This is a genomic window from Rhodococcus zopfii NBRC 100606 = JCM 9919 (genome assembly GCF_001895025.1).
Classification (GTDB): Bacteria; Actinomycetota; Actinomycetes; order Mycobacteriales; family Mycobacteriaceae; genus Rhodococcus; species Rhodococcus zopfii.
On sequence record NZ_BCXI01000012.1, the window covers coordinates 1 to 18,032 of the forward strand.

The window sequence follows — 18,032 nt, forward strand, 5'->3', positions numbered from 1 at the left end:
GGCCGGATCAGTAACGGTCGACCGTCGGCTTCTCCGGAACCGGCAGACCGGAACCGCCGACCGTGGACTGGAACGCCGCTTCCCACGCGCCGGAGTCGATCATCGCCTGGATCGCGTCGTTGATGCGGGCCCGCGACTCGTCGTCACCCTTGGCGAGACCGATCCCGTAGTTCTCCGTGGTGAACGGCTCGCCCACCACCTTGAACTCACCCGGGGACTGCGCCGCGTAACCGGCGAGAATGATCGCGTCAGTGGTGAGCGCATCGACCGCGCCGTTACGCAGTGCCTCCACGCATGCGGAGTACGTGTCGAACTCCTGCAGCTGAACGTCCTGCGCGTACTTGTCCTTCACGTTCTGCGCGGGGGTCGAGCCGGCGACCGAGCACAGCCGCTTACCACCGTTGAGCGACTCCGGCCCGGTGATGTCGGTGTTGTCGGCCCGTACGAGCAACGACTGCCCGGTGACCAGGTACGGCCCGGCGAAGTCCACCTTCTCCTTGCGGGCGTCCGTGATCGAGTACGTCGCAACGATGTAGTCGACCTCACCGTTCTGGATGAGAGTCTCGCGCTGTGCCGACGGCGCCTCCTTGAACGTGACGTTCTCCTCGGTGACGCCGAGCTGCCCGGCGACGTACTTGGCGACCTCCACGTCGAAACCGCTGAAGGTGCCGTCCGGGTTGCGCAGTCCGAGCCCCGGCTGGTCGAACTTGATGCCGATCGTCAGATCCCCGGCCTCGGCGGATTCGAGGGCGCTGCGCTGTTCGTCGCCGCCACATGCGGTGGCGGCGAGCGCAACGGCGATGGCTCCGATGCCCAGGCGGACGGTGCGGGACAGTTTCATTCGGGCTACCTCCAGTGGTCGGGCTGACTGATCAGTGACTGAGGATCTTGCCCAGGAAGTCCTTCGCACGATCGGACTTCGGGGCGGTGAAGAACGTTGCCGGGTCGGTGTCCTCGACGATCTGCCCGTCCGCCATGAACAGCACGCGGTCGCCGGCCTTGCGCGCGAAGCCCATCTCGTGGGTCACGACGAGCATCGTCATGCCCTCCTTCGCGAGCGAGGTCATCACGTCGAGCACTTCCTGGACCATCTCCGGGTCCAGCGCGGAGGTCGGCTCGTCGAACAACATCACCTTCGGGTTCATCGCCAGGGCCCGGGCGATGGCGACGCGCTGCTGCTGACCGCCCGACAGCTGGGCCGGATACTTCTCGGCCTGGTTGGCGATACCGACCCGTTCGAGCAGTGCGAGCGCCTGCTTCTTCGCCTCGTCCTTCTTCTTCCTGCGGACCTTGAGCGGTGCGAGCATGACGTTCTCGAGGATCGTCTTGTGGGCGAAGAGGTTGAACGACTGGAACACCATGCCCACATCGGCGCGGAGGGCAGCGAGGGCCTTGCCCTCGGCGGGCAGGACCTTGCCGTCGACCTCGATCCGCCCGGAATCGATCGGTTCGAGCCGGTTGATGGTCCGGCACAGGGTGGACTTGCCGGAACCCGACGGCCCCAGCACGATCACCACCTGGCCGCGCGGGATCTCCAGATCGATGTTCTGCAGCACATGCAGGGATCCGAAATGCTTGTTCACGTCCGCCATCGAGATCATCGACGACGGGGCCTCCCCGTGGGGGGCACTCTCCGGTGCGACAGCCTCTGGTGCCATGTCCAGGACCTTATGCGGTGACAGCCGCGCAGGATCGGATTTTGCGGTACGACGCGCGGCGGGAAACGGAACTCTTGCGGCCCACAGGCGGGTGGCGGCGCGACCAGGGCAGATGCGGCGCAGTTCGGGGCCTGAGCTACCCTGAGACGTGTCATTGATCGACGATGAAACCGTCTCCGAATCCCCGGCCGACGCCCGAACCTATGAGGTTCGCACGTACGGCTGCCAGATGAACGTGCACGACTCGGAGCGGCTGTCCGGTCTGCTCGAGGAGGCGGGCTTCGCGAAGGTTGTGCCGGGCGGCTCACCCGACCTGGTGGTCTTCAACACCTGCGCGGTGCGAGAGAACGCCGACAACAAGCTGTACGGCAACCTCAGCCATCTGCGTCCGGTCAAGGACGAGAACCCGAACATGCAGATCGCGGTCGGTGGGTGCCTCGCGCAGAAGGACCGCGACGTCGTCGTGAAGAAAGCACCCTGGGTCGATGTGGTGTTCGGCACCCACAACATCGGCAACCTGCCGGCGCTGCTCGACCGCGCGCGGCACAACCGCAAGGCCGAGGTGGAGATCCTCGAGTCGCTCGACGCATTCCCGTCGACCTTGCCGGCCAAGCGTGAATCCGCCTATGCCGGGTGGGTATCGATCTCCGTCGGCTGCAACAACACCTGCACCTTCTGCATCGTGCCCTCGCTGCGCGGCAAGGAGGTCGACCGGCGGCCCGGAGACATCCTGGCCGAGGTCCAGGCACTCGTCGACGAGGGCGTGCTCGAGGTGACGCTGCTCGGTCAGAACGTGAACTCGTACGGCCGATCCTTCGCCGATCCCGACCAGCCCCGCGACCGTGGCGCATTCGCCGCGCTGCTGCGCGCGTGCGGGCAGATCGAGGGTCTCGAGCGTGTCCGGTTCACGTCGCCGCATCCGGCGGAGTTCACCGACGACGTGATCGAGGCGATGGCGCAGACCGCCAACGTGTGCCCGCAGTTGCACATGCCGCTGCAGTCCGGCAGCGACCGGGTTCTGCGCGCGATGCGCCGCTCGTACCGCAAGGAGAAATTCCTCGGGATCATCGACCGGGTTCGCGCCGCGATGCCGCACGCGGCGATCACCACCGACATCATCGTCGGATTCCCCGGCGAAACCGAAGAGGACTTCCAGGACACCCTCGACGTCGTGGAGAAGGCCCGCTTCACCAGCGCCTTCACCTTCCAGTACTCGAAGCGCCCGGGCACCCCCGCCGCGGAAATGGACGGCCAGCTCCCCAAGGCGGTCGTGCAGGAACGCTACGAGCGGCTGATCGCGTTGCAGGAGCGGATCACCCTCGAAGAGAACCGCAAGCTCGTCGGCACCGAAGTCGAGTTGCTGGTGGCCGCCGGGGAAGGCCGCAAGGACGCCGAGACCGCCCGGATGAGCGGCCGCGCCCGCGACGGCCGGCTCGTGCACTTCAGGCCCGACGGAAACCTCGACGGCACAGTTCGCCCCGGCGACATCGTCACCATCGTCGTCAGCGACGCGGCGCCGCACCACCTGGTTGCCGACACCCCGATCCTGACGCACCGCCGCACCCGGGCGGGCGACCACTTCGAGCAAGGACGCATGCCCAAGACCCCGCCGATCGGCGTGGGACTGGGACTGCCGAAGATCGGGGTTCCCGAACCCCTTCCGACACAGATGGGATGTGACGCATGAGCGCCGCACACGACCACGGTGCGAACGACCCGATGAACGAGGTCCGCGCGGACCTCGAACAGGCCGAACGCAAGATCGCGGGTGAGATCGACCCCGGCGCGCGGGCGCTGGTCGTCGCGGTCGCGGTGATGGTGCTGCTCGGATCCTTCAGTCTCCCGCACGCCGGCGCCGCCAACGGCTGGGAGATCCTGTCGTTCGGGCCGGACGCCGTCGCCGAGGACATCGCGCTGCCGTCACGCATCTTCGTGTGGCTGGCCCTGGTCTTCGGCGGTGTGTGCTCGATCCTGGCGTTGCTCACTCGCAGGTGGGTGCTCGCATGGCTCGCTCTGGCCGGATCCGCGGTGTCCATCGTCTTCGGCATGCTGTCGATCTGGACCCGGCAGACGCTGCCCGTCGACTCGACGGCGTCCGGACCGGGATTCGGCCTCGTCCTCGCCTGGTTCGCCGTAATGGTGCTGACCTTCCACTGGGCCCGGGTCGTCTGGGCGCGCACCTCGCTGCAGCTGGCCGCAGAAGAAGAACTTCGCCGGGTCGCGGCCGAGGAGGAACACCGGGGACAGTTCGGTACGAACAACCACCTGTGACGGACCTCGGGTAGAGGTCGGACAAGGAAGAACCCCGCACCACCGGACACGGTGATGCGGGGTTCCTCCATCTGTACCTCCGGTCAGCGTTCGCCGACGGCACCCTCGGCGGCGTCGGCCCATTCACGCCACTGCTGCGCCTGCGCGAGTGCCTTCTCCGCGTCCCTGGCGCGTCCGGCAGCGGTCGCCTTCGCGGCCTGCTCCTCGAACTGACGGACCCGCTCACGGAACTGCGCGGCGCGCGCCAGCGCTTCGGGGTCGGTGCGGCGCCACTCGGACTCGGCGGCCTCGCGCACCTGCTTCTCGATCACCCGCAGCCGCGCCTCGAGGTCGTGCATGCGCTCGCGCGGAACCTTCCCGATCTGCTCCCACTTGTCCTGCAGTTCCCTCAACTGCGCGCGGGCGACGTCGATGTCGCCGGCCGGATCGATCGCAGTGGATGCGAGCAGCGCTTCCTTCGCCCGGGCGTTGTCCTCGAACTCCGCGTCCCGTTCGGCGCTCGCGGCGTTGCGGGCCGCGAAGAACACATCCTGTGCACCCTTGAAACGCTTCCACAACTGGTCGTCCGCCTCGCGGGGTGCGCGACCGGCCGCCTTCCACTCGGTCAGCAGATCCCGGAACGCAGCGGAGGTCCCACCCCAATCGGTGGAATCCTGCAGCGCCTCGGCGCGCGCGACGAGTTCCTCCTTGCGGCCCTTCGCTGCGGCTCGTTCACGGTCGAGTTCGGCGAAGTGTGCACCGCGGCGCCGGTTGAAGGCCTCGCGTGCCTTCGAGTAGCGCCGCCACAGCGCGTCGTCGACCTTGCGGTCCACGCCCCGGATGGTCTTCCACTCGTCGAGGATCTCCCGCAACCGGTCTCCCGCGGACTTCCATTGGGTGGACTCGGCGCCGATCTTTTCGGCTTCCGCAGCGAGAGCCTCCTTGCGAGCGGTGTTCTCCGCGCGCTGATGCTCCTTCTCGTGCTTTGCGGCCGTCGCGGCCTTCTCCGAGTCCGCGACGATCGTCGCGAGGCGTGCGGCCAGTCCGTCGAGGTCGCCGATCACCGCCGCGGTCGGCAGCGACTCGGCCAACGCCTCCGCCGCGGCTCGGGTCTTCTTGGCGTCACCGGAACGCGAGGCGAGCCGCGACTCGAGGATCGCGACCTCGGTCGCGAGGTCGTCGAAGCGGCGCCCGAAGTGTGCAAGGCCCTCGGCCGCGTCACCGGCCTGCCACGAACCGATGCACCGCTCGCCTTCGGAGGTGACCACCCACGCGGTGCCGTCCTCGTCGACGCGGCCGAACAGGCTCGGGTCGCTCGCCGGCACCGCGGGTGTCGCCGCCGCATGCACGTGCGAGGCAGCCGGATGCGGTTTCGGGGCGTGCTCGGTGCCGGGGCGCGGGGTACCGGGCGCGGGGGCGGCCGGCTTCGGAGCCGCGGGTGCCGGCACGGCACCGGATTCCCGAGTCACACTCGTGTCCTGTGCATTGGGATCGGTCATCGGGTCCTCTTCTCTGCCGCGCGGCACGGCTGCCTGGTCGCATGGCTCATCCGTAGGTCCGCCGCGGATCACCCGCGACGACTTCCGCCCACTATTGAAACAGGTCGCGCACGCGCGGGGCGGCCGGTCCGGTCGACTACCGTGGCTCGTGTGCTGACCGCTGCGGTATTCGTGCCGTCCCCGCCCCTGCTCGTGCCCGAGCTGAACGGTCTCGCCGCAGGCGAGACCGACGAGCTGCGCGGCGCCGCGCTCGCCGCGGCGTCGGAGATCGCGGACTGCACGCACTGGGTCGTCGTCGGCACCGGCCCGACCGCAGGACGGGTGGCGTCGACCGCCATCGGCACGTTCCGAGGCTACGGCGCCGACGTCCGGGTCGATCTCGGACCGGACGCGACCGGTGACCCCGATCCCGACCTGCCGTTGTCCGCGCTCATCGCCGGATGGTTGCGCGATCATGCCGCCCCCACCGTGCGTGCGGAGGTTCACATCGTGCCGATCGACGCCGGTCGCGACGAGTGCACCCGCCTCGGGCAGCGGCTCCGTGCCGGGCTGGACGACGCCGACACCCCCCGTGGGCTGCTGGTGATCGCCGACGGTGCGGCCACCCTGACCGCGAAGGCGCCGGGCGCGTTCGACGCGCGTGCCGAGGCCGTCGAAACCGACCTGACCGCTGCGCTCGGCGCGGGGGACCCCGGGGCGCTGACCGCGCTCGACCCCGACCGGTGCGCTGAGCTCCTCCTCGACGGCCGCGCCGCCTGGCAGGTTCTCGCCGGTGTGTTCGGCGCGGCACCGAGCGCGGTGAAGATCGCGTACAGCGGCGCGCCGTACGGAGTCGGCTATCACGTGGGGATCTGGCGGCCGTGAGCGCGCCGGTTCCCGTCGCCGTCGTCGGCCCGACCGCTACCGGCAAATCCGAACTGGGCCTGGACCTGGCAGGTGCGCTCGGCGGCGAGATCGTCAACATCGACGCGATGCAGCAGTACCGCGGCATGGACATCGGAACCGCGAAGCTGACCGTCGCCGAACGCCGGGGCATTGCCCACCATCAGCTCGACGTGCTCGACGTCGTCGAGACCGCTACGGTCGCCCGCTATCAGGAGGCCGCCATCGCGGACGTCGAGGCGATCCGCGCCCGCGGCGCCGTCCCCGTCGTCGTGGGCGGCTCGATGATGTACGTGCAGTCGCTGCTGGACGAATGGGAGTTCCCCGCGACGGACCCCCAGGTCCGATCCAAGTGGGAGGCGCTACTCGCCGACGGTGGCCTCGCAGCGGTGCACGCGGCGCTGCGGCAGGCCGATCCTGCCGCGGCCGCCACGATCCTGCCGAGCGATGGGCGCCGCATGGTGCGGGCGCTCGAGGTGGTCGAACTGACCGGCCGGCCGTTTGCGGCATCGCAGCCGCAGCGCGGGAAGCCCCGCTGGGGCACTGTGATCCTCGGGGTGGACCGGGACACCACCGAGCTCGACGAGCGCATCGCACGGCGCACCGACCTGATGTTCGAGCGCGGACTCGTCGACGAGGTCCGCGGCCTGCTCGATCACGGGCTGCGCGAGGGAGTGACCGCGAAACGGGCCATCGGCTACGCACAGGTTCTCGAATACCTCGACGGGGACTGCGACCTCGAGTACGCGCGGGAACGCACGTTCATCGGCACCCGTCGCTACGTCCGTCGGCAGCGATCCTGGTTCCGTCGCGATCCGCGGATCAACTGGCTCGACGGCGCCGACCCGGACCTGACGGAGGCGGCCCTGCGCGTCGTCGCCGCGTCGCGCGGCTCGATAAGCTGACCGGCATGGAGTTCAGCAAAGGGCACGGCACCGAGAACGATTTCGTGATTCTTCCCGATCCCGACGCCCGGCTGGATCTCGCGCCGGAGCGAGTGGCCGCACTGTGTGACCGGCGTCGGGGACTGGGCGCCGACGGCATCCTGCGGGTCGCACGGGCCGGCGCGCTCGTCGAGACGGGAGTGCTCGAGGCACTGCCCGACGGCACCGCCGCCGACGACTGGTTCATGGACTACCGCAACGGCGACGGCTCGATCGCCGAGATGTGCGGCAACGGCGTTCGCGTGTTCGCGCACTACCTGTGCGCGCACGGTTTCGAGGACCGCACCGAGTTCGTCGTCGGCAGCCGTGCCGGGGGTAAACCCGTGCAGGTGCACGCGGCCGGACCCGTCGACGGCGAGGTCACCGTCGACATGGGTGTCGTGCGTGAGCTGGGGGAGTCCGCCGCGACCGTCGAGGGGCGCGTCTACAAGGGCCTGGGCATCGACGTCGGCAATCCGCATCTGGCGTGCGTCGACCCGCAATTGGCGGGGGCCGGTCTGGCCGCGCTGGACCTGTCCGCGCCCGGTTTCGATCCGGGTTTCTTCCCGCACGGGGTCAACATCGAGTTCCTCACCCCGATCACGTCGGGCGCCGTCGAGATGCGCGTCCACGAGCGAGGCGTCGGGGAGACCCGGTCGTGCGGCACCGGGACCGTCGCCGCGGCGATGGCCGCACTGCGCTTCGACGGCGCCGACTCCGGTCTCGTGCAGGTGCGGATCCCCGGTGGCGCGGTGGAGGTGCGGATCGAGGACGCCCGGGCGTCGCTGCGGGGCCCGTCCGTGCTGGTCGCGACCGGGATGATCGCCGACGCGTGGTGGACGGCACTGTCCTGAACAGCGGCACGTCCGTGATGCCGGGAAAACTCGAATGCACGGACCCGGGCGACGTGGGACGATGGATCCTGTATGACGAACACACAGCGTTTGAAGAACACACCCCGTAGCGGGGCGTCCGTGACCGAGGACCGCACCGATCACGACGGATGGACCACCGACGACCCGTCGGTCGGCGAGATGCAGCTCGAGGACCGTAGTGCGCTGCGCCGCGTCGCGGGCCTGTCCACCGAACTCGAAGACATCACCGAGGTCGAGTACCGCCAGCTCCGCCTCGAACGAGTGGTGCTCGTCGGGGTGTGGACCGGCGGGACCGCAGGCCAGGCCGAGGCGAGCCTCGCCGAGCTCGCCGCCCTCGCCGAAACCGCGGGCTCCGAAGTCCTCGAAGGCCTGGTCCAGCGCCGCGACAAACCGGACGCGGCAACCTACATCGGCTCCGGCAAGGCGGACGAGCTGCGGCAGGTCGTCGTCGCCACCGGCGCCGACACCGTCATCTGCGACGGCGAGCTCACCCCCGCCCAGCTCACCGCGCTGGAGAAGGTCGTCAAGGTCAAGGTCATCGACCGGACCGCCCTGATCCTCGACATCTTCGCCCAGCACGCCACCTCCCGGGAGGGCAAGGCACAGGTCTCGCTCGCCCAGATGGAATACATGCTGCCGCGACTGCGCGGCTGGGGTGAGTCGATGTCCCGGCAGGCCGGTGGCCGTGCCGGCAGCAACGGCGGCGTGGGTCTGCGCGGCCCCGGTGAGACGAAGATCGAGACCGATCGCCGCCGCATCCGGGAACGCATGGCGAAGCTGCGCCGCGAGATCAAGGCGATGAAGGCGGCCCGCGACACCAAGCGGACCCGCCGCCTGCGCAACCGCATTCCCTCGGTGGCGATCGTCGGATACACCAACGCCGGCAAGTCGAGCCTGCTCAACGCGCTGACCGGTTCCGGGGTGCTCGTGCAGAACGCGCTGTTCGCGACGCTCGATCCGACGACCCGGCGCGCGGCGCTGCCCGACGGGCGGGAGTTCGTGCTGACCGACACCGTCGGATTCGTGCGGCACCTGCCGACCCAGCTCGTCGAGGCGTTCCGCTCCACCCTCGAAGAGGTTGCGGATGCTGATCTGCTGATGCACGTCGTCGACGGATCCGATCCGCTGCCCACCGAGCAGATCAAGGCGGTCCGCGAGGTCGTCACCGAGGTGCTCCGCGAATCCGATGCGCCTGCACCGCCGGAACTGATCGTCGTGAACAAGATCGATGCCGCCGAACCGGTGATGTTGATGCAGTTGCGCGGCCTTCTGCCCGACGCGGTCTTCGTGTCGGCGCGCACCGGTGAAGGTCTCGACGAGCTGCGCGACCGGCTCGCCGGACTGCTCGAGGACCCGGACGTCGAGGTCGAGGTGATGTTGCCGTACACGCGCGGCGACCTGCTGGCCCGCATCCACACCGACGGGCAGATCCTCGAATCCGCGCATGGGGAGGACGGCACCCGCGTCCATGCCCGGGTTCCGAGGGCGCTGGCCTCGGCATTGGTCGAATACGCCGCCTAGTGCGGGCCGGAGTGGGGGCCACGCCGGTCGCGGTGACGATCGGATTGGCGATTGCGCTGGCCGTCGCGGCACCCGCGATCGCCGACACGCAGGACGTGCCGGTCGCGGACGTGCAGGAGGGGGTGCTGTGCACCCCGTCGGACGCCGGGCTCGCGGAACTGTCCGGACTCGCGATGCTCGACGGACGCCTGTTCGCGGTGCCCGATGCGGGGACGGACGAATCCGTCGTCGAACTCGGCGAAGACTGTTCGACGGTGCGTCGCATACCCGCCCCCGTCGACCCGTACGACGTGGAAGACCTTGCGAGCGGCCCGGACGAGCGGCTGTGGCTGGCCGACACCGGCGACAACACCGCGCGCAGGGAGACCGCGGCGTTGATTTCTCTCGATCCCGGCACCGGGGCCGGTGAGCTGTACCGCCTGACCTACCCGACCGGCGCCCGGGACGCCGAGACCCTGCTCATCGGCCGCGACGGCGTGCCGCTGATCGTGTCCAAGGCGCTGTTCGGTGCGGCCACCGTCTACCGGCCGGCGGATGGGAAGACCCTCGCGGACCTCGCGTCGCCAGGCCCGAATCCGCTCGAGGAGGTCGGCGTCCTCCGCCTCGGACCCACCGACACCCCGGGTGGCCCGCTCGCCGGGGGATCGTCGACCCTGATCACCGGTGGGGCGGTCAGCTCCGACGGTACGGTCGCGGCGGTCCGCACCTACACCGACGTGTACTTGTTCCACGCGCCGGACGGCGATCTCGCGGCCGCGCTCGCCGCGGGCCCGCAACTGCGTATCCCGGTAGCCGGCGAACCGCAGGGGGAGGCGGTCGCGTTCACCCACGACGGCGATCTGCTCACGGCGTCCGAGTCGAACGGGGGGCCGCTGCCGCAGCTTCGGGTGTGGCGTGGGGTGACCGGCCTGTTCGCGGACCCGGAGAGCGCCGCCTCCGAGACACGCGGTGTCGCGGTCGCCGAACGGGCCGGGGTGGCCGCCGCCGTGGCGGCGATCCTCGCGGCCGCGGCGGGCTGGTGGTGGCGCGGGCGCCGCCGGCCGGCCCCAGGCGGGCCGGCGTCGCGTCGGTGACACCCGTCAGGCGTCGAGATCGGCGACGACCAGTTCCGCGATCTTCGCCAGTACGGCTTCGTCGTCGCAGCTGACGGTGACGGCCGTTCCCTGCGTGGCGCCGAGCGTCATGATCATCAGTGCGGAGCCCGCGTCGACGGGTTCGCCGCCGTCCACCGCGAGGGTGACCGGAACGCCGGCGGCGACGACCGCCTCGGCGATGATTCCGGCGGGACGGGCGTGCAGCCCGATGGACGAGCCGACGGTGACTGTGGTGCTGGACATGGATGCTCCTTCGATCGGTTGAACGGGATGGGTCAGGCGGCGGCCGGCTGGGTGGCCGGGGCCGAGGTGGTCAGGTGGGCGGGGCGTTTGACTTCCTTGGCGAGCGTGACGCACAGGGCGCCGACGACGGTGCCGGCGGCCAGTGCGATGAAGAACCACAGGACGCGGTCCATCGCGAAGACCACGAACACGCCGCCGTGCGGCGCGGTGAGCGTCACGTCGGTCGCCATCACGATCGCCCCCGTCACGGCGCCGCCGATCATCATCGACGGAACCACCCGGAACAGATCGGCTGCGGCGAACGGGATGGCTCCCTCGGTGATGAACGAGGCACCCAGCAGCCACGCGGCCTTGCCGTTCTCGCGTTCGGCGGGGCTGTAGAGCTGCGGCCGCAGCGTCGATGACAGCGCCATCGCCAGCGGCGGAACCATGCCGGCAGCCATGACGGTCGCCATGATCTGCAGCGACGCGTGGTTGTCGACGGCCAGGCCGGCGACGGCGAATGCATATGCGGCCTTGTTGACCGGACCACCGAGGTCGAAGCACATCATCAGGCCGAGGATCATGCCCAGAATCACGGCAGAGCTGCCGGACAGGCCGTTGAGCCAGTCGGTGAGTCCGGTGGTGATCGCGGCCAGTGGGCGGCCCAGCACCAGGAACATCAGGGCACCGACGATCAGTGTGGCGAGCAGCGGGATGATCACGACGGGCTTGAGCCCGCGCGCCCAGACCGGCAGCGGGATCCGTCCCACCCACAGCGCGGCGAAACCGGCGATGATGCCGCCGACCAGACCGCCGATGAAGCCGGCACCGACGAAGACCGCGACCGCGCCCGCGGTGAAACCGGGTGCCAGGCCGGGGCGGTCGGCGATTGCGAAGGCGATGTAACCGGCGAGCGCGGGGACCAGGAACGAGAACGCCAGCGACCCGAGCTGGAACAGCACCGCCCCGAGATAGGTGGTGAGCCCGCCCGCCGGCAGGTTCCCCAGCGTGTTGTTCACGACGATCTCGGCGGCCGAATCGGAGATGTCGTACCCGCCGAGCAGGAATCCCAGCGCGATGAGCAGACCACCCGCCGCGACGAACGGAATCATGTAGCTCACGCCGGTGAGCAGGATCTGCCGGATGCGTGTGCCCCAGCCGAGTTCACCGGTCCCGGACTCCCCCGAATCCGCGGGAGCCGAGCCCCCCTCGACCGTCGCGGTGGACGGATCGGCTGCGGCACGGACCGCTTCGGCGATCATCGCGTCGGGTTCGTTGATCGCCCGCTTGACACCGGACGCGACCACGGGCTTACCGGCGAAGCGTTCGCGGCCCTTGACCCCGACATCCGTCGCGAAGATGACAGCGTCCGCGGCGGCGATGGCCGCGGCCGGCAGCGGTGTGCTGCCGCTCGAGCCCTGCGTCTCGACACGAACTGTGACACCGGCCCGTTGCCCTGCCGCGGTGAGGGCGTCGGCGGCCATGTAGGTGTGGGCGATCCCGGTCGGGCACGCGGTGATCGCGACAATTGTGCGTTCGGTGGGGGCTGGGTCCGCGGCCGCGGACACGGTATTGCTTTTCGGCTGGGATTCCGGCTCCGGCTCCGGTCGGGTGGGTGGTGGCAGTACGCCCTCGACGAGTGCGATGACTTCCGCCTCGGTGGCTGCGCCGCGCAGAGACGCGACGAACTCGGGCCGGACCAGAGCGCGGGCCAGCGAGGACAGCAGCTTCATGTGTTCGGCCCCGGCCCCTTCGGGTGCGGCGATGAGGAACACCAGGTCGGCCGGACCGTCCGGGGCACCGAAGTCGACCTTCGGGTCCAGACGTGCGAACCCGAGTGATGCCACGGCGACCGCCTCCGACCGGCAGTGCGGAATCGCGAGCCCTCCCGGTAGCCCGGTTGCCGACTTCGCTTCTCGGGTCAGGGCAGCGGCGGCGAGGGCCTCGGCGTCGGAGGCGCGGCCTGCGCCGGCGAGCCGCTCGGCCAGCGCGGTGATCACCGAGGCCTTGTCGGCGCCGAGGTTCGCGTCGAGCGTGATGAGGTCCGCGGCGATGATCGCGGGTCCGCGGTCGGGGCGGGATGCGATATCTGGCATGACAGGGTCCTTACAGGTGGTGGGGAAGTGTCGGGGTTCGGGAGGGGAGTTCGGTGATCTCGACGGCGGCCGGGTCGACGGCGCCGGGTCCCGGCAGTTCGGTGCCCGGCAGGGTGACGGCGGCGCATCCATAGGCCACCGCGTGCCGGAGCCGATCGGACGGACCGAGGCCCTCGCGTTCGGCGATGAGATAGCCGGCGAGCGACGAGTCGCCGGCGCCGACCGTGCTGCGGGCCGTGACCGCCGGCGCCACCGCCCGCCACGCGCCGTCGGCGGTGATCAGGACCGCGCCGGCTGCGCCCAGCGTGGCCAGCACCGCGCCGACCCCGCGGGAAACGAGGCTGCGGGCCGCCGCCACGACCGGATCGATGTCGCCGGCGACCGCGGCGGCCTCGAGCGTGACGGCATCCGAGCCGGTGAGCTGCGCCAGTTCGTCGGAGTTCGGTTTGACGAGATCCGGTGCGGCATCCGGGAAGCGCGCGGCGAGGGCCAGCAGCGGCGCCTCGGAGGTGTCGACCGCGATCCGGGTTCCGGTGGCGCGCAGCGCGCAGACCAGGTCGGCGTACCAGTCGTCCGGAACGCTCGGTGGCAGCGATCCGGAGAGCACTGTCCAGTCCGCCCCTCCCGCTCGTGCAACCACGGCGGCCTGCAGTTCGCCGCGCGTCCGGGGACCGTACGCACTGCCGGGTTCGTTGAGTTTCGTGGTGGTGCCGTCCGGTTCGGCGACGGTGGTGTTGGTTCGCGCCGGCGCCGCGGTTTCGACTGCCAGGCAGTCGATTCCGTGTGTCTCGAGGGAGGCGAGGAGAGGGTCTCCCGCGTTGCCCGGCAGAATCGCGAGTACCGGCTCGCCGGTTGCGTGCAGCACCCGTGCGACGTTGATGCCTTTGCCTCCGGGGTCGACAAGCACCTCGGCGGTGCGGTGCACGGCCCCGCGGACGAGCGGGCCGGACAGTGTGACCGTGCGGTCCAGGCTCGGATTGGCGGTCAGTGTGACGATCACGCCGTCACCACCTCGATTCCCTGGTCGATGAGCTCGGTTCGGTCGGACTCGTCGATCTCGCTGTCGGTGACGAGGACGTCGACGGCAGCGAGGGGGGCGAAACTCAGCAGGTGCCTGCGGCCGATCTTCGAGGAGTCGGCGACGACGACGACACGGTCCGCGGACTCGACCATCCGGCGTTTGACCGCGGCTTCGTCTGCGTCGGGGGTCGAGAGGCCGTGATCGACGGAGAGCGCGTTCGTGCCGATGAAGGCGACGTCGACGTGCAGCATGCCGAGGTAGCGCAAGGCGTCCTCGCCGACGGTGGCCTGCGTGATGCCGCGGACGCGACCGCCGAGCAGATGCAACTGGACGGAGCCGAGCCCGGCGAGTCGTGCCGCGATGGGTACCGAGTTCGTCACGACGGTGAGGTCGAGGTCCGTCGGCAGGGCCGCGATCATGCGCCCGGTTGTCGTCCCCGCGTCGAAGACGACGCTTCCGCCGGAGCCCGGGAGGAACCGGGCGGCGGCTGCGGCGATGCGGTCCTTGAATCCGGCACGGGTGTGTTCCCGTTCGGTCAGTCCCGGTTCGGTGACGGTGAGGGCCGCGGCCGGGACGGCCCCGCCGTGCACGCGCCGCACGTGACCGAGCCGTTCGAGCAGGGCGAGATCGCGGCGGACGGTTTCGGTCGTGACGCCGTAACGGGTGGCGAGTTCGGCGACGGACATGCGACCGCGTCGGTCGATCAGCTCGCCGATCGCTTGTTGCCGTTCCTCTGCGTACACCGGGGGCTCCTCGTCGAACGTTGGCGAATGTTGCTTTATGTTGTTTTACGCCCGTGTGTGTTGACATGTCAATGGTCGGGAGTAATCTCGATCACATCGAATCTCCGCCAGTGGCGAGGAGGAAGCATGAAGAACGTGATGCCGGTGGCAGACGGTTCGCCGGTGGGTGCAGTCCGCGGGACCCCCGTCGTGCCGGGTGTGGCCTACGGTCCTGCGATCCGGCCCGGGCCGCGCCCCGAGCTGCCCGCCGTCCACGCGAGCATTCCCGACACCGCTCGCGCGGCCGAAGCCGAACGGTTCACCGCCGCGGCACGCGCTGTCGCGGAGAGGCTGCGTGCCCGCGCAGCCCACGCCTCCGGGGCCGCCGCCGAGGTGCTGCTGGCCAACGCCGGCCTCGCCGAGGACCGCGGCTGGATCGGCGCCGCGACCGGCAGGATCCGCAGCGGATCGGACGCCGTGGGCGCCGCGATCGCCACCACCGAGCAATTCGCGACGATGTTCACCCAGCTCGGCGGGCTCATGGCCGAGCGGGTCACGGACCTGCGCGACATCCGCGACCGCGTCGTCGCGGAACTGAGCGGCCACCCCGAACCGGGGCTCGAACTGCCCGACGAACCGTCGGTACTGCTCGCCGAGGACCTCGCCCCGGCCGATACCGCGGGCCTGGACCCCACACGCATCATCGGCCTGGCCACCACCCTGGGCGGACCCACGAGTCACACCGCGATCATCGCGCGCCAGCTGGGCATACCGTGCGTGGTCGCGGCGGCCGGGCTCGACGCGATCCCGGCGGGCACCGCCGTCCTCCTCGACGGTTCTACCGGGGAGATCCGTACCGCTCCCGATCCGGAGGCCGCACGCGCGGCAGTCGCGGCCGACCGGCAGGAGCGGGCTCGTGCAGCTGCCTGGACCGGACCCGGCGCCACCGCCGACGGCCATCGGGTCGCGATCCTGGCGAACGTGCAGGACGGCCCGGGGGCGCGCGCGGCCCGCCGGACTCCCGCCGAAGGAGTCGGCCTGTTCCGCACCGAACTGTGCTTCCTGGACCGGGAGCTCGAGCCGTCGGTGGCGGACCAGGCCGACATCTACGCGGAGGTGCTCACCGCCTACGCAGGCCGCAAGGTCGTGGTACGCACGCTCGACGCCGGATCCGACAAGCCGCTGCGCTTCGTGACCCATCCCGAGGAGCACAACCCGGCGCTCGGCGTGCGCGGCATCCGGATCGGGTCGACCGCGCCGGGCATCGTCGAGCGGCAGCTCGACGCGGTGGCCGAGGCGGCCGCGCGTACCGGGCAGTCGCCGTGGGTGATGGCCCCGATGATCGCCACGGTCGCCGAGGCCGCCGCGTTCGCCGCGCTGGTGCGGGCGAGGGACCTGGTTCCGGGGGTCATGGTCGAGGTCCCGGCCGCGGCCCTGCTCGCCGATCGGCTGCTCGAGCACGTCGACTTCCTGTCCATCGGCACGAACGACCTCGGCCAGTACACGATGGCCGCCGACCGCATGTCCCCGCAGCTCGCGACGCTGACCGACCCGTGGCAGCCGGCGGTGCTCGCGCTCGTCGCCCGCACCGCGGAGGCCGGTCAGGCGGCCGGGAAGCCGGTCGGAGTGTGCGGGGAAGCCGCCGCCGATCCACTGCTCGCCTGCGTACTGGCCGGACTGGGCGTCACCTCGCTGTCGTGCGCGGCGGCCGCGGTCGCCGCGGTCGGCGCCCGTCTCGCGACGGTCACGCTCGACCTGTGCCGGGAGGCCGCCGGCGCGGCCGTGGCGGCCGCGGATCCGGCAGCCGCCCGAGCGGCGGTCACCCGCGCCCTGGGGTGACGGCCACGCGTCCGCCCGCCGAGCCCTACGATTCCGTTTCGTGAACGAACCGGTGAAGACCACGAAGAGGGCGCGCGCGGGCGTCGGCTGGACGCTGCACGGCGACGGACGCCGCATCACCGCGGGCGGTGTCGTCGCCCCCGACGAACGACTGTCGTGGCCGCGCACCGTCGGCATCGGCATGCAGCACGTGATCGCCATGTTCGGGGCCACGCTGCTGGTGCCGACGATCACCGGCTTCCCGGTCACCACGACCCTGCTGTTCTCCGGGATCGGCACCGCCCTGTTCCTGCTGATCACGCGAGGGCGGGTGCCCAGCTACCTCGGTTCGTCCTTCGCCTTCATCGCGCCGCTCACCGCATCGGCCGCCGACGGACCCGCCGCGCAATTGGGCGGCATCGTCGCGGTCGGCGTGCTGCTCGCCGTAGTCGGACTGGTGGTCAAGGCGCTCGGTGCCCGTGTGATCGATGCGGTGATGCCGCCGGTGGTGACCGGTGCGATCGTGGCGCTCATCGGCCTGAACCTGGCACCCACCGCGGCCGGCTCGTTCGAAGCGCAACCCCTGATCGCGGCGATCACGCTCGTCTCGATCCTGGTGGTCACCGTGCTCGGGCCCGGCCTGCTCGGACGACTCGGCATTCTCGTCGGTGTCGTGATCGGCTGGGTGTTCGCCGCGGCCACCGGTGGTCTGGCCGACGATCGGGTCGCGGCGCTGCGCGAGGCCGCCTGGTTCGGTGTCCCCGAACTGCGGGGCCCGACGTTCGAGCTGTCGGTGGTGCTGGTCGCGCTGCCCGTGGTGATCGTGCTCATCGCGGAGAACGTCGGCCACGTCAAGGCGGTGGCCGCGATGACCGGACGCAACCTCGACGACGTCGCCGGCGACGCATTGTTCGCCGACGGCCTGGCCACGACGCTCGCCGGCTTCGGGGGTGGCTCGGGCACGACGACCTACGCCGAGAACATCGGTGTCATGGCCGCCACCCGCGTCTACTCGACCGCCGCCTACTGGGTTGCCGCGGTCACCGCCGTCGTCCTGGCGTTCTCACCGAAGTTCGGCGCGCTGGTCTTCACCGTCCCCGACGGTGTGCTCGGCGGCGCGACCCTGGTGCTGTACGGACTGATCGGCATCCTCGGTGTCCGCATCTGGATGGACGCGAAGGTGGACTTCACCGACCCGGTGAACCTCACGGTCGTGGCGGCGGCGCTGGTCGCCGGTATCGGCGACCTGACGCTGTCGATCGGATCGGTCGAACTCGGCGGCATCGCGTGGGGCTCGATCGGGATCCTCGTCGCGTACCCGATCCTGCGGAAGCTGGCCGATCTCCGGAGCTGACGCGGGCGAGGACGGTCACAAAACGTGCTCGCTCCTGTCAGCGTCACGGCAGGTGGTACTTGCCTACGGTAAGGGCGACGTACGCCGCGACCTA

Annotated in this window: 16 protein-coding genes; 9 read left to right on the top strand and 7 right to left on the bottom strand. The window is 70.4% G+C overall.

What is annotated here, in order from left to right; all coding sequences use genetic code 11:
- Positions 1-7: 7 nt before the first annotated feature.
- Positions 8-841: a glutamate ABC transporter substrate-binding protein gene (locus RZ1_RS08695; RefSeq protein WP_072811034.1), complete on the bottom strand. Its 834-nt coding sequence runs from the start codon at positions 839-841 to the stop codon at positions 8-10.
- A 31-nt stretch (positions 842-872) separates the two neighbouring features.
- Complete coding sequence (gluA, locus tag RZ1_RS08700; protein WP_072811035.1) at positions 873-1,601, bottom strand: glutamate ABC transporter ATP-binding protein GluA; 729 nt, start codon at positions 1,599-1,601, stop codon at positions 873-875.
- A 205-nt stretch (positions 1,602-1,806) separates the two neighbouring features.
- On the opposite strand from gluA, the gene miaB reads away from it, so the two are divergent.
- Both miaB and RZ1_RS08710 read left to right on the top strand, forming a co-directional pair.
- Complete coding sequence (gene miaB, locus RZ1_RS08705; protein ID WP_072811037.1) at positions 1,807-3,345, top strand: tRNA (N6-isopentenyl adenosine(37)-C2)-methylthiotransferase MiaB; 1,539 nt, start codon at positions 1,807-1,809, stop codon at positions 3,343-3,345.
- Positions 3,342-3,929, top strand: a complete 588-nt coding sequence (locus RZ1_RS08710) for an Rv2732c family membrane protein (RefSeq protein ID WP_072811039.1) — start codon at positions 3,342-3,344, stop codon at positions 3,927-3,929. The genes miaB and RZ1_RS08710 overlap by 4 nt, the downstream gene beginning before the upstream one ends.
- Before the next feature lie 83 nt (positions 3,930-4,012).
- Here the strand turns inward: RZ1_RS08710 and RZ1_RS08715 are convergent, their stop codons facing one another.
- Entirely contained in the window at positions 4,013-5,407 is a 1,395-nt protein-coding gene (locus RZ1_RS08715; RefSeq protein WP_072811040.1) for a DUF349 domain-containing protein, read from the bottom strand.
- A gap of 150 nt (positions 5,408-5,557) precedes the next feature.
- Here RZ1_RS08715 and RZ1_RS08720 point away from each other — a divergent pair, with 150 nt between their 5' ends.
- The 5 genes from RZ1_RS08720 to RZ1_RS08740 all read left to right on the top strand — a co-directional run bounded on the left by RZ1_RS08720 (position 5,558) and on the right by RZ1_RS08740 (position 10,681).
- Complete coding sequence (locus RZ1_RS08720; RefSeq protein WP_072811042.1) at positions 5,558-6,271, top strand: class III extradiol dioxygenase subunit B-like domain-containing protein; 714 nt, start codon at positions 5,558-5,560, stop codon at positions 6,269-6,271.
- On the top strand, positions 6,268-7,194 hold the full coding sequence (gene miaA, locus RZ1_RS08725; protein WP_174565178.1) for a tRNA (adenosine(37)-N6)-dimethylallyltransferase MiaA: 927 nt from the start codon (positions 6,268-6,270) through the stop codon (positions 7,192-7,194). The genes RZ1_RS08720 and miaA overlap by 4 nt, the downstream gene beginning before the upstream one ends.
- A gap of 5 nt (positions 7,195-7,199) precedes the next feature.
- Complete coding sequence (dapF, locus tag RZ1_RS08730; RefSeq protein ID WP_072811045.1) at positions 7,200-8,066, top strand: diaminopimelate epimerase; 867 nt, start codon at positions 7,200-7,202, stop codon at positions 8,064-8,066.
- A 72-nt stretch (positions 8,067-8,138) separates the two neighbouring features.
- Complete coding sequence (gene hflX / locus RZ1_RS08735) at positions 8,139-9,608, top strand: GTPase HflX (RefSeq protein WP_072811047.1); 1,470 nt, start codon at positions 8,139-8,141, stop codon at positions 9,606-9,608.
- Between the two features lie 11 nt (positions 9,609-9,619).
- Positions 9,620-10,681 (top strand): hypothetical protein, encoded by a 1,062-nt coding sequence (locus tag RZ1_RS08740; protein WP_373863694.1) that lies wholly within the window; start codon positions 9,620-9,622, stop codon positions 10,679-10,681.
- A gap of 6 nt (positions 10,682-10,687) precedes the next feature.
- Here the strand turns inward: RZ1_RS08740 and RZ1_RS08745 are convergent, their stop codons facing one another.
- Genes RZ1_RS08745 through RZ1_RS08760 form a run of 4 tightly spaced genes read right to left on the bottom strand, consistent with a single transcriptional unit; the run spans position 10,688 to position 14,787 of the window.
- The gene (locus RZ1_RS08745) at positions 10,688-10,945 is read right to left on the bottom strand and encodes an HPr family phosphocarrier protein (RefSeq protein WP_072811048.1); all 258 of its coding nucleotides are present in this window, start codon (positions 10,943-10,945) and stop codon (positions 10,688-10,690) included.
- Between the two features lie 32 nt (positions 10,946-10,977).
- A complete protein-coding gene (locus RZ1_RS08750) occupies positions 10,978-13,023 on the bottom strand; it encodes a PTS fructose transporter subunit IIABC (protein WP_072811050.1) in 2,046 nt (681 codons plus the stop codon).
- A gap of 10 nt (positions 13,024-13,033) precedes the next feature.
- Positions 13,034-14,023, bottom strand: a complete 990-nt coding sequence (locus RZ1_RS08755) for a 1-phosphofructokinase family hexose kinase (protein ID WP_072811052.1) — start codon at positions 14,021-14,023, stop codon at positions 13,034-13,036.
- A complete protein-coding gene (locus RZ1_RS08760) occupies positions 14,020-14,787 on the bottom strand; it encodes a DeoR/GlpR family DNA-binding transcription regulator (protein ID WP_072811054.1) in 768 nt (255 codons plus the stop codon). The genes RZ1_RS08755 and RZ1_RS08760 overlap by 4 nt, the downstream gene beginning before the upstream one ends.
- Before the next feature lie 126 nt (positions 14,788-14,913).
- Between RZ1_RS08760 and RZ1_RS08765 the strand changes: the two genes are divergently transcribed.
- Positions 14,914-16,605, top strand: a complete 1,692-nt coding sequence (locus tag RZ1_RS08765) for a phosphoenolpyruvate--protein phosphotransferase (protein ID WP_083583594.1) — start codon at positions 14,914-14,916, stop codon at positions 16,603-16,605.
- A gap of 40 nt (positions 16,606-16,645) precedes the next feature.
- Positions 16,646-17,938, top strand: a complete 1,293-nt coding sequence (locus RZ1_RS08770; RefSeq protein WP_139281796.1) for a uracil-xanthine permease family protein — start codon at positions 16,646-16,648, stop codon at positions 17,936-17,938.
- The last annotated feature ends 94 nt before the right edge of the window (positions 17,939-18,032 follow it).

Bases quoted from the DNA above. Each gene is read 5' to 3' on its own strand.
- RZ1_RS08695 (WP_072811034.1), bottom strand. From the start codon at position 841: ATGAAACTGTCCCGCACCGTCCGCCTGGGCATCGGAGCCATCGCCGTT.
- gluA (WP_072811035.1), bottom strand. From the start codon at position 1,601: ATGATCTCGATGGCGGACGTGAACAAGCATTTCGGATCCCTGCATGTG.
- RZ1_RS08710 (WP_072811039.1), top strand. From the start codon at position 3,342: ATGAGCGCCGCACACGACCACGGTGCGAACGACCCGATGAACGAGGTC.
- RZ1_RS08715 (WP_072811040.1), bottom strand. From the start codon at position 5,407: ATGACCGATCCCAATGCACAGGACACGAGTGTGACTCGGGAATCCGGT.
- dapF (WP_072811045.1), top strand. From the start codon at position 7,200: ATGGAGTTCAGCAAAGGGCACGGCACCGAGAACGATTTCGTGATTCTT.
- hflX (WP_072811047.1), top strand. From the start codon at position 8,139: ATGACGAACACACAGCGTTTGAAGAACACACCCCGTAGCGGGGCGTCC.
- RZ1_RS08745 (WP_072811048.1), bottom strand. From the start codon at position 10,945: ATGTCCAGCACCACAGTCACCGTCGGCTCGTCCATCGGGCTGCACGCC.
- RZ1_RS08750 (WP_072811050.1), bottom strand. From the start codon at position 13,023: ATGCCAGATATCGCATCCCGCCCCGACCGCGGACCCGCGATCATCGCC.
- RZ1_RS08765 (WP_083583594.1), top strand. From the start codon at position 14,914: ATGAAGAACGTGATGCCGGTGGCAGACGGTTCGCCGGTGGGTGCAGTC.